At 46.2% G+C, this 12,087-nt stretch carries 10 protein-coding genes; 5 read left to right on the top strand and 5 right to left on the bottom strand.

All coding sequences use genetic code 11. From position 1 onward, the window contains the following. Window positions 1–2: 2 nt before the first annotated feature. From recG to lipB, 3 genes are read left to right on the top strand one after another with little or no spacing between them, the layout of a single operon-like run. Entirely contained in the window at window positions 3–2,108 is a 2,106-nt protein-coding gene (recG, locus tag AC3IRT_RS00425) for an ATP-dependent DNA helicase RecG (RefSeq protein WP_489394589.1), read from the top strand. Window positions 2,109–2,154: 46 nt separating this feature from the next. Next, complete coding sequence (gene hflX / locus AC3IRT_RS00420; RefSeq protein ID WP_489394588.1) at window positions 2,155–3,348, top strand: GTPase HflX; 1,194 nt, start codon at window positions 2,155–2,157, stop codon at window positions 3,346–3,348. A gap of 30 nt (window positions 3,349–3,378) precedes the next feature. Next, complete coding sequence (gene lipB, locus AC3IRT_RS00415; protein WP_489394587.1) at window positions 3,379–4,137, top strand: lipoyl(octanoyl) transferase LipB; 759 nt, start codon at window positions 3,379–3,381, stop codon at window positions 4,135–4,137. On the opposite strand, the gene AC3IRT_RS00410 is transcribed toward lipB, so the two are convergent. From AC3IRT_RS00410 to AC3IRT_RS00390, 5 genes are all read right to left on the bottom strand, one after another. Continuing rightward, window positions 4,079–4,846, bottom strand: a complete 768-nt coding sequence (locus AC3IRT_RS00410; RefSeq protein WP_489394586.1) for an exodeoxyribonuclease III — start codon at window positions 4,844–4,846, stop codon at window positions 4,079–4,081. The genes lipB and AC3IRT_RS00410 overlap by 59 nt on opposite strands. A gap of 3 nt (window positions 4,847–4,849) precedes the next feature. Then, window positions 4,850–5,626 (bottom strand): peptidylprolyl isomerase, encoded by a 777-nt coding sequence (locus AC3IRT_RS00405; protein WP_489394585.1) that lies wholly within the window; start codon window positions 5,624–5,626, stop codon window positions 4,850–4,852. Further along, entirely contained in the window at window positions 5,610–5,957 is a 348-nt protein-coding gene (locus tag AC3IRT_RS00400) for a hypothetical protein (RefSeq protein ID WP_489394584.1), read from the bottom strand. The genes AC3IRT_RS00405 and AC3IRT_RS00400 overlap by 17 nt, the downstream gene beginning before the upstream one ends. Then, window positions 5,954–6,412 carry a low molecular weight protein-tyrosine-phosphatase gene (locus AC3IRT_RS00395; protein WP_489394583.1) on the bottom strand — a complete coding sequence of 153 codons (459 nt, stop codon included), beginning with the start codon at window positions 6,410–6,412 and terminating at the stop codon, window positions 5,954–5,956. The genes AC3IRT_RS00400 and AC3IRT_RS00395 overlap by 4 nt, the downstream gene beginning before the upstream one ends. A 150-nt stretch (window positions 6,413–6,562) precedes the next feature. Then, a complete protein-coding gene (locus AC3IRT_RS00390; protein ID WP_489394582.1) occupies window positions 6,563–8,131 on the bottom strand; it encodes a trypsin-like peptidase domain-containing protein in 1,569 nt (522 codons plus the stop codon). A gap of 212 nt (window positions 8,132–8,343) precedes the next feature. On the opposite strand from AC3IRT_RS00390, the gene dapF reads away from it, so the two are divergent. Together dapF and AC3IRT_RS00380 are read left to right on the top strand one after the other, a co-directional pair. After that, window positions 8,344–9,138, top strand: a complete 795-nt coding sequence (gene dapF, locus AC3IRT_RS00385; RefSeq protein WP_489394581.1) for a diaminopimelate epimerase — start codon at window positions 8,344–8,346, stop codon at window positions 9,136–9,138. Window positions 9,139–9,199: 61 nt separating this feature from the next. Beyond that, a complete protein-coding gene (locus AC3IRT_RS00380) occupies window positions 9,200–12,085 on the top strand; it encodes a DEAD/DEAH box helicase (protein WP_489394580.1) in 2,886 nt (961 codons plus the stop codon). The last annotated feature ends 2 nt before the right edge of the window (window positions 12,086–12,087 follow it).

Raw genomic sequence — 12,087 nt, 5'->3', positions numbered from 1 at the left:
ATATGGCTGTATTGACAGCGATAACTCCCATAGAATATCTTAAAGGCGTCGGCCCACAAAAAGCCGACGTCTTGAAAAAAGAGTTGCAGATTTTCACGATCGGCGACATGCTACAGCTATATCCATTCCGCTACGTCGATCGTACACAATTTTTCAAAATCCGGCAACTGGATTCTTCGTTATTAGGCGCACAGGTGTTGGGCCGACTGATTCGCCTGCAAGAGGTTGGCGAAAAGCGCGCGAAGCGCTTGGTCGGATTGCTCAAAGACGAAACCGGAACGGTCGAATTGGTTTGGTTTCAGCAGCTCGCTTGGCTTAAGAAAACGCTACAGCTCAACGCCGTGTATATCATGTACGGCAAGCCGACCTCATTTAATGGTGCACTTTCATTCACGCATCCAGAAATGGAATTGTACCAATCTTCTGAGAAAAAAATCGGCAACCAAACCTTGCAACCGGTCTACACTTCTACCGAAAAACTGAAGAAATTCAATCTGGATACAAAAGGTTTGCAGAAGTTGGTGGCTCAAGCCTTAGAAACGGTATTACCGAATTGGGAAGATGATCTGCCCGCAGATTTGCGGCAGAAACATCGTCTAATTGCGGCTCGCGAAGCCATATTGAGCATTCATTTCCCGACCGATCAAACAGCGTATGAAACCGCGTCGCGTCGGCTCAAATTCGACGAATTATTCTGGTTGCAGTTGCGCTTGCTGCGCAATAAACAGCTCAACACCAAAAAATACCGTGGTCACCGGTTTACGCAAGTAGGCGATCATTTCAACACCTTTTTCAACACGAGGTTGCCCTTTCCGCTCACCAACGCGCAGAAACGCGTGATGAAAGAAATCCGTATTGACACCAATACCGGCGCACAAATGAATCGCTTGGTACAAGGCGATGTTGGCTCTGGCAAGACGGTGGTCGCGCTTATGGCGATGTTGTTGGCGATCGACAATGGATTTCAGGCCTGCATGATGGCGCCCACAGAAATTTTGGCGACACAACATTATCACGGCGTGAAGGAATTACTCGGTGAAGATTTGTGTCAGGTGGCCTTGCTAACGGGATCTACGTCGACCAAAGAACGTCGTCGCATTCATGAACAATTAGAAGACGGCAGTCTGGATATTCTGATCGGTACACATGCCTTGATCGAAGACAAAGTACGTTTCAAAAACATTGGCTTCGTCGTGATCGATGAGCAACACCGCTTTGGCGTGGAACAGCGCGCCAAACTCTGGCGGAAAAACACCATTCCGCCGCATATGCTGGTGATGACGGCTACGCCGATTCCGCGCACCTTGGCCATGACGATGTATGGCGATCTGGACATTTCGGCGATTGATGAATTGCCGGCAGGGCGAAAACCGATCAAAACCGTGCATTTTTTCGAAAACCAGCGCTTGCGCGCTTTTGGTTTTATGCGCGAAGAAATCCAGAAAGGTCGGCAAATCTATATCGTTTATCCACTCATTAAGGAAAGCGAAAAGCTGGATTTACTAAATCTGGAGGCCGGATTGGAATCGCTGATGCGCGAGTTTCCATTGCCCAACTACCGCATTAGCGTCGTACACGGCAAAATGCCGGTGAAGGACAAGAATTTTGAGATGCAACGCTTTGTAAAGGGCGAAACACAGATCATGGTGGCCACCACCGTAATTGAAGTCGGCGTTAATGTGCCCAACGCATCCGTGATGATCATTGAAAATGCCGAACGCTTCGGCCTTTCGCAACTACATCAGTTGCGCGGCCGTGTCGGTCGCGGTGCAGAGCAATCTTTCTGTATTCTGATGTCGAGCAACAAGCTGAGCAAAGACGGCAGAAAGCGCTTGGAAACGATGGTGGAAACCAATGATGGATTCAAAATTGCCGAAGTCGACCTCCAATTGCGCGGACCCGGCGATATTTCTGGCACTCAACAATCCGGTATTTTGGAAATGAAAATTGCTAACCTCAGCACCGATCAAGCACTGCTGACCGAAGTACGGGAAACGGTGATCGACATTTTCTTGCAAGATCCCGAACTACAACGTCCAGAACATCAGCTATTCCTTCAGAAACTCACCCACAAAAGCCCAGCTATCGCGTGGGACAAAATCTCTTAAAAACACGTATATTTGTACTTTACAATAAATAAGAGAGAGATTTTTAATGGGAAAAGAACCAAAAATATACGATACCGCAGCGAAGCAAGAAACGGCTATTTTAGTCAGTGTGATTCCGCAGGGCGTTTCGGACGAAACCGCCAAGGAATACTTGGGTGAGTTGGATTTTCTGGTACAGACGGCGGGTGGTATTGTAAAAGGCGTTTTCACGCAAAAATTAACCAAGCCAGATCGGGCAACATTTGTTGGATCGGGAAAGTTGGACGAAATCAAAGCATTCATCAAGGCAGAAGAAATTGACATGGTCGTGTTCGACGATGAGCTTTCGCCATCGCAACTGCGAAATATAGAGAAGGAATTTGAGATCAAGGTATTGGACAGATCCAACCTGATCTTGGATATTTTTGCCAACCATGCGAAGACCGCTCAGGCGAAAACGCAAGTAGAATTGGCGCAATTACAATACTTATTGCCACGACTAACCCGCATGTGGACTCACTTGGAGCGCCAACGTGGTGGTATTGGTATGCGTGGTCCCGGTGAGAGCCAAATCGAGAGTGACCGTCGGATGATTTTGAATAAGATTTCCTTATTCAAAGAGCGCTTACAGCACATTGATAAGCAGAACGAAACGCAGCGCAAGAACCGCGGCGAACTGATTCGCTTAGCCTTAGTGGGTTACACGAACGTGGGTAAATCGACGATCATGAACTTGTTATCTAAGTCGGATGTGTTGATCGAAAATAAACTATTTGCGACGTTGGATACCACCGTACGCAAGGTCGTGATCGAAAACCTGCCTTTCTTGCTGTCGGATACGGTTGGATTTATCCGAAAACTACCCCACCATTTGGTAGAATGTTTCAAATCGACTTTGGATGAGGTACGCGAGGCGGATATTTTGATCCACGTAGTAGATATATCACATCATAGCTTCGAAGATCACATCCGTGCTGTGAACGATACGCTGAAAGATTTGGACGCATTAGACAAACCAATTTTGACGGTTTTCAACAAGATAGATGCCTATAAGCCCGCGGTAGAACAAGATGAGGATGGCGAAGAGATCAAGGTAACCTTGGATGACTTTAAGAACTCTTGGATGGGTCGCCACGCTGCGCCAGCTATTTTTGTGTCGGCTACGGACAAAGTGAATGTCGAAGAGTTTCGCGAGAAACTCTATGAAATGGTTTCTGAACTTCATCTGGCACGCTACCCTCACAACAATTTGTTGTACTAAATAGTTGATACGGTCGAAAAACTAAAGGTCATGCAAAACAAACAGACGCAATTTATCGATTGGGGTTTGGTGGATTACCAAGAAGCTTGGGATCGGCAAGAATCGGTGTTCAACCATGTGCTAGATGCCAAACTACAGAATCGTACACAAAATACAGAAAACCCAACGCCCAATTACCTGATCTTCACCGAACATCCGCACGTCTACACGCTGGGGAAAAGCGGCCATTTGGAATATCTGTTGTTGGACGAGGAAGGACTGCAAAAGCATCAGGCGACTTTTTATAAGATCAACCGTGGTGGCGATATCACGTACCACGGACCGGGACAGATCGTCGGATATCCGATTCTGGATCTAGATAATTTTTTTACCGATATTCATCGGTATTTGCGCGTACTGGAAGAAGCGGTGATTCTGACGTTGGCCGATTATGGCATTGCAGCCGGCAGATATCCCGGTTTTACCGGCGTGTGGATCGATGCCGACAACGAGCGTGCGCGCAAGATCTGCGCGATGGGCGTACGTGCTTCACGCTGGGTGACGATGCACGGTTTCGCGTTCAATGTGAATGCAGATCTGAATTATTTCAACCACATTGTGCCTTGCGGCATCGACGATAAAGATGTGACTTCTATGCAGCGCGAGCTCGGCTATGCACTAGATATGGAAGAAGTGAAAGCAAAGCTAAAAGGCCATATCGCTTCGCTTTTTGAGATGGAATTGACGGCTGTTACAGCGCCAATTCCACCACAGTCGGACAATGATCTGAGTGCACTGCCTCGGGTATAATGCTGGAGCTTACAATCTGATTTTCCAACGCTTTGGATACCATATTGTAATCGATGCGCCAGCCTAAGTTTTTGCCGCGCGCACCAGCGCGGTAGCTCCACCAGGTATAATTGTGTGGCTCGGGGTTGAGATGGCGAAACGAATCGATGAAACCAGATTCTAAATACTGCTCCATCCATTCCCGTTCTTCTGGCAAGAAACCCGAAGAATTGGCGTTTGACTTGGGGTTGTGAATGTCGATCGCGCGATGACAGATATTGAAATCTCCACAAACTACGAGCTTGGGTTGTTCTTCGATCAGTTTGTTGCTGTACGCCTGAAAATCATCCAGAAAGCGGTATTTAAACGTTTGACGAATATCGCCTGTCGTTCCCGAAGGGAAATATACGCTCATCACCGAAAGCTCTTCAAAATCTAGGCGGATCATGCGGCCTTCAAAATCATAATCCTCGTGCCCACAACCATAGACGACCTGCTTTGGTGTTCGGCGTGTGAAGATCGCCGTGCCGCTATAGCCTTTCTTCTGTGCCGGATACCAATAATGTTCGTATCCCATTTGTTCCAGATAAACCAATTCGGGTACCTGATCGGGTGTCGCTTTGATTTCCTGAATACAGATTACATCCGGCGCAGCTGTTTTCAACCAATCTAACCAGCCCTTTTTGAGCGCTGCACGTATCCCGTTGACGTTATAGGTGATGATTTTCATGAATTATTTTTTGCTCGGTGTTAGCACGTATTCTTGTGCAGGTGCTTTAGAGAATATACTAGCGAAAAAGCCGCGCTTTGGCACTGCTCCTAATTCGATTTTCAAGGCTTCATCACGCGTTAGCGTACGCATAGACATCCGTTCATTCGCAACAGGGCGATCGCGCCCGTCGGTTTCTACCTTGGCAATTCCATCAACTACATCCAATCCATCAATGATTTCACCGTACACCGTGTACTCGCCATCCAAATGTGGCACGCCGCCCATAGTGGTATACGTTTCGCGTTGTTGTGGTGTGAGCTTTTTCTTCAACCGCATGGTTTCTAAGGAATCTAATCCGGCATCGGAATACTTCTTGCCTTGCACCAGATAGAATTGTGACCCCGAAGATTTCTTTTCTGGATTATTATCGCGCGCAGCGCCAATCGTACCTTTTTTGTGAATCAGCTGCTCTTGGATTTCTGCTGGCACATCAAAACCTGGTCCGCCTTCTCCCAAACTTTGTTTATCTACCGCAAACTTAGACCCCGGATCACCTCCTTGTATCATAAACTGATTGATCACGCGATGAAACAACAACGAATCATAAAAATTCGCACGAACTAATCGCACCATATTATCGCGATGCAAAGGCGTTTCGTTGTATAATTTTAAGATAGCATCGCCCTTGCCTGTTTTGATCTCTACATAGTAGTGAGTAGGTGATTGCGCATATGTGACGCTGTTGCTTAGCAATAGCGCGCAAACTAGTAGTACTGCGAACTTATATAACCTGTGCATCTTCAAAATAATCTATGATTAATGATTTGATAATTAATTCTTGCTCCATGAGCGTGTAATTGGGGATCGGCTTCACCAGTTCCCAGTGCGGCCAACCTTCTTCGTCCAAGCCCTGCAACTCATAAAAGCCCATGGAACTAAACAAACGGCAGTTAGCGATATGCATCAACTCTTCTTTCTGTCTCTTCGAGAATTCCTGCGGACCTTTCCCAAGTTCTTGGACGCCGATAAGGAACAACATTACCTTGAGGTCGGGAATATCCATATCAAACTGCTCGGCAAGTACCTGTTGCAGATTTGCCCATTTCTTATTTACTTCTCCGGCGTTCATACTTTGTCCTCCTCTCTTTCGGATTGCCAAGTTTTCAATAAAACTTTTGCCTGCACATCAATCATATCATACACAGGCTCAAACATCGTATCATCAAAATACGGATCTGGCACTTCGCCTTCTGGTAAGAATAACGTCACTTTTTCGCGTTGTTCATCGGTTTTAGCTTGGCCAATCACGTCGCGGTAATTCTGCCGATCCATCACGAGAATCTTATCGAATTTGTCAAACATATCTGCTTGAAACCATTGCGCCTGCTGCTTAGATATATCAATTCCATAGCTTTTTGCTGTCGCGATGGAGCGTCTGTCTGGTGCTTGGCCCACGTGCCAATCGCCCGTACCGGCTGAATCTACCTGCCAGTCTAATCCTTCTTTATGTATCAATGCTTGCATAATGCCATGCGCCAGCGGCGAACGGCAAATATTACCCAAGCATACCATTAATATCTTCATGTATTGCTAGTCCATTTTGTGGGTGATCGAAATTACTACATTATGCGGAGATATTATAATTCCGCTGCCGCAATAGCCCGATTTATCTAAAAACAAGAAAGCCTCCCCAATTGGGGAGGCTCTTCCATTGGGATGGAAACTATCTACTTTTTATCGTTGCAAGGGCACATTCATTTCACGAATGCTTCCTCTACGTGGCACCGCCACGATGTTAATCATATTTCTACGCGTGTTGGACAAAGCACTTTCTACATCGTCTACATTGTTTACTGGTTTACCATTGATCTCGGTAATCACCAAACCAGACTCATAACCAAAGTACTCAAACAATCCACCACGGTGTACCTGCGCGATGGTTACGCCAGAATTGACACCCAATTCTTTTTTCTTCGCGTCGGTAGCAGGCACAAAGCTAGCGCCCAGTTTGTTAAAGATCTCTGCACCACTCACTGAACCGCCTTTCTCTTCTGCCGCTGTTTTAGTTTCTTCGCCTTTTAAAGTAACTGAAACCTCTTTTTCTTTGTTGTCGCGTTTGTACGTCAGTTTCACTTTATCGCCTGGACGAAGTCTCGCCACGCGCTCCTGTAAATCGGGCGTTGACTCGATCGTACGTCCTTCAATTTTCGTCAACACGTCACCAGCTTTGATGCCTGCACCTTCCGCAGCGCCGCCTTTCACCACATCTCTCACATATAATCCAGAAACATCGTCAATACCGAATTCTGCCCGCGTAGCCGCATTAATTTCTGTAAAAGTAACGCCTACATAACCGCGTTTTACACTACCAAATTCTTTGAAATCATCCAATACTTTTTTGGCCAAGTTGATGGGAATAGCAAAACCATAACCAGCATACACACCCGTAGGAGATGCAATCGCCGAGTTGATCGCGACCAGCTCACCACGTGCATTCACCAAGGCACCACCGCTATTACCGCGATTGATAACCGCATCCGTTTGGATAAAGGATTCGATTGCGGTATTAACCATCTGCTCTTGCTGTTCCTGCGGATTACCAAATCCGCGTTGACGCTGCTGTTGTTGTTGCTGTTGCTGAGATTCTCCTAAAATCCCGATCTGACGGCCTTTTGCACTCACAATACCTGCCGTAACGGTAGATTCTAAACCAAGCGGATAACCAACTGCCAACACCCACTCGCCTACTTGTACATTATCCGAGTCGCCTAGTTTCACAATAGGCAAATTGGTGCCACTTACTTTGATCAACGCTAAATCCGTATTCGCATCACGACCAATTACTTTAGCTTCAAAAGTCCGTTTATCAGTCAATTTTACTTCGATCTTGTCTGCATCCTGCACCACGTGATTATTCGTCACGATATAACCGTCTGGCGAGATAATCACCCCTGATCCCGATCCGGTAGATTGGCGTGGCTGTTGTTGTCGGCGTTGTTGCGGCATGCCGAAAAATTCCTCGAAAAGATCAAACGGTTCACCACCGCCACGTTGTGAACCACGCGCTGTAGACGTCACCGTAATATGTACAACACCCGGTGTCACGGCCGCAGCTGCTTGTGTAAAATCTGGGTTTCCGGTAGAGGACATGATTTCTGCACCAGGATTATTCGCATAAAAAACTTTCTGTTGTTCTTCGAAGGTCATCCGATCCAGCTGCCGATTCTCGAAGAGCTTATAGCCCCCCAATGCGATAGCTCCTCCTATCGCCGCTACCAATAATGTTGCTCCTATTTTTTTCATAATGATTTTAATTGTTGAAACATAAATAAACACCGCTACTAACCGGTGCTGCTTTGATTAAGTCAAATGTAATACCATGCGGCCTGCTGGTACAAGTTTTGTCAGTTAAATAATGTTAATCAAAAACGCTTAAAGCAGGTTTTTAACAAGATTTAACCATATTGGTCTCTTTTGTAACAAGATTATTAAATTTGTAGCATATTTTAAAGGACATGAGCAGAAAAATTGCATTCTCTAAATATCAAGGCGCGGGCAACGATTTTATCTTGATCGATAACCGAAATAATGATTTCGACCATTATAACCACGATTTGGTGGCCAAAATGTGTGATCGTCGTTTTGGTATTGGTGCCGATGGCCTAATGTTGTTGGAGCATACAAAAAATTCTGGAATTTCGTCTGATTTCGATATGGTCTATTACAACGCCGACGGCCAGAAAGGTTCTATGTGTGGTAATGGTGGGCGATGCATTGTCGCTTTCGCACGTGATCTTGGCGTAATAGAGCAAGATACTGTCTTTATGGCAGTTGACGGTGTTCATCATGCCAATATCCAAGCCGAGCAAGTACAACTTGGCATGATCGACGTGAACACCTTCTCGCGTGATGGCGAAGCTTATATCTTGCAAACGGGATCACCACACTACGTAGAATTTGTAGCCGGATTGCCGGAGCTAAATGTGTTCGCCGTAGGTGGTGCGATCCGAAATAATGCCACTTACAAAGCGGATGGCATTAATGTGAACTTTATCGAAAAAGAAAGAGAAGATGCTTATTTCTGCCGCACCTTTGAGCGCGGTGTGGAAGATGAAACATTTGCTTGTGGTACTGGCGCTACAGCCGCAGCCATGGCCATTGCCTTGCAAGAAGAACGTGAAGGACATCAAGAGATCGCCATTCGTGTGTTGGGAGGCCAATTACACATCGCCTTCGACAAACATGGAGATTCCTTTACCAATGTGTTTTTACACGGCCCTGCCAAATGGGTATTTCAGGGTGAATTTTAAACTTTAGCGAGAGAATGGTATATTAGTGGTCTTTTTTGCGAGACAGCACTACAATCATTTCATGCAGCAAGTTGATTCCACTCTTCCTTTTCGTTTAATTTACTCCTTGGGGGAGCACCCTTACTTGGGCTACCTTATCGAGCCGCATGTGGTGCAGCTTAATAGCAATGGATCGCTGTCACTCACTTACAAAAGGATTTTTACGAATACGGCAGCTGAGTACGCGGCAGGATTGTCTGAAGCAGATATGGAGATGATTCGCTTGCTCGATGAAGTCGAGCAAACGCATATCATCAAGCGGTATCACAAAAAACCGATCCGTCCGGCAGATTATTTCACCAAAATATTTGACCAAAAAATATATCAGTTTGTTCGCCCAAAGATCGAACAACGTTTGCTCAAGGTAATTGATCAACTGCAAGGCCGTCCGCTCTTTCTGATGAGCAAAAAAGATGGTTATCCGGCCGAAACCAGATTGGAGATCGCGCAAGAGCCCGCTTCTATCCTATTTCATTTTAGAAGAAATGAAGAGGAAACACGCTATTTCCCGACGATCAAATACCAAGGGCACCGCATGGAGTTCATGTATAAGGACGCGAATGTCATTATACAAGAGCAGGCTTGGCTATTACTCGAAGGTACATTGTATCATTTCGATCAGCCGCTGGACGGCAAAAAGCTCAGTCCATTCTTGCAAAAGCGTTTTATATCGGTGCCGCGCAACACCGAGAAGAAATATTTTGAAACTTTCGTCTCGAACTTGATCGAGCGCCACAATGTCTACGCCGAAGGTTTCGAGATCAAAACCATGAAAGAAAATGCGGTGCCGATCTTGACTATTCGCTACGCCGAAGGGCAAGCACCGCAAATAGAGTTGAGCTTTCGCTACGGCGACTATACGTTTCCACCAAGCATTGAGCGCCCGATCACGGTACGATTGCAGCACGATGAAGCGCAGGATGCGTATACTTTCACCCGGATCAAACGATCCGTGAAATGGGAACAAAAGCAAGAAGCTACACTGATCGAATTGGGCTTGCAATCCAAAGATCGCCTCTTCGGCTCATTCGGCGTAGCCGCCTCTTCGAGCGAACACAGCTTTTCGATTTTCGAGTGGCTGAATAAGCATGTTGAACAGTTAGAAGAATTGGGGTTTGTGGTAGCGCAACAGACCGGCGCCAAACGCTTCTTTTTGGGTTTAGCTAGCATAGACATGACGGTGGAAGAAAACAATGACTGGTTTGATCTTCAAGCTTTTGTTTCGTTTGGCCCATACAAAATACCTTTTGTGCAATTGCGCGACCATATCCTAAATAGGATTCATGAATTTGTATTGCCAAACGGGGAGATTGCTGTCATTCCCGAAGCATGGTTTGCGCAGTACGAGCACCTATTTCATTTCTCCAACTCCACCGATGGATTGAAACTGAATAGAATGCATGTCGGTATTCTCCAAGACATCAGCGAGCATACGATGGTCTCCTTCCAGCGCAAGCTGGAGAAACTAAACTCGTTTGAAGAGATTGAGCAGATGCCGCCGCCTTTGCATTTCAAAGGACAATTGCGTGCCTATCAGCAAGCAGGTTACAACTGGTTTCACTTCTTGCAGCAATACCGCTTTGGCGGTATTCTGGCGGATGATATGGGACTTGGAAAGACGGTGCAAACCATTGCTCTGCTGCAACGGCAGAAAGAAAACCGCGCCGAAGGCGAGCATGCGGTTACCTCGTTGCTGATTTTGCCCACTTCCCTATTGTACAACTGGCAGAAGGAAGCCGCTCGTTTTGCTCCCAAACTCCGTGTGCTGCTGCACACAGGGTATGCACGCACCAAAGATTCGTTTGCATTTACACACTATGATCTGGTGATTACGACCTACGGTGTGGTTAGAAGTGATGAAGCCTTGTTCAGTGCCTTTTTCTTCGATTACATTATCCTCGACGAAAGTCAGCACATCAAAAATCCGCGATCCAAATCTTTTAAAGCCATCAAAACGTTGCGCAGCAAACATCGCTTGGCACTCACGGGTACGCCGATTGAAAATTCGGTGGCCGACCTATGGACACAGATGCATTTTTCGAATCCCGGATTATTGGGCAATTACCATTATTTCCAACAGGAATTTGTGATCCCGATCGAAAAGAAGAAAGATGAGGATCGTGCGCAGCGCCTGCAAGCCATGATTAAGCCTTTCATCCTGCGTCGTACGAAGAATCAGGTGGCTACGGAACTGCCTTCTAAAACGGAACAAATCGTTTATTGCGCGATGAACGACAAGCAGGCGGAGCTGTATGATAGCACGAAATCTGCTTATCGCAATGTCTTATTGGATGGACCTGTCGCAGGCGAAAACAGTCAGATGACCTTATTGCAGGGATTGATGAAATTGCGGCAGCTGGCCAATCATCCGCACATGGTAGATCAGGAATACGCCGATGGCTCCGGAAAATTCGATGCGGTACTGGAGATGTTGGAGTCGGTACCTACGCAAGATAGCAAGATCTTGATCTTCTCGCAGTTTGTGAAGCATTTGGATATTTTCCGCCACCATTTCGACCGCAAGAAAACGAAATACGCTTACCTTGATGGAAGCACGAAAGACAGAGAAGCTGCTGTGAATCAATTTAAGAACGACTCGGAAACACGCATCTTTCTGATTTCTATAAAAGCGGGTGGTGTGGGGCTTAATCTGACAGAAGCGGATTATGTGTTTATTCTGGATCCGTGGTGGAATCCGGCGGTAGAGCAGCAAGCCATTGACCGCAGCCATCGCATTGGCCAAGAGCGCAATGTGTTTATCTACCGTTTCATCAGCAAAGATAGCGTAGAAGAGAAGATAGTTTCCCTACAAAACCGAAAAAAGAAACTCTCTTCCGCGCTAATCACGACAGAAGAGAGTTTCGTAAAATCTTTATCCCGCGAAGACTTAAGCATCCTCTTGGAATAATC

This window comes from Sphingobacterium sp. KH_072 (genome assembly GCF_057837975.1).
The sequence above is the reverse complement of the archived record's forward strand: the minus strand, read 5'-3'. Positions and strand labels throughout refer to the sequence as shown.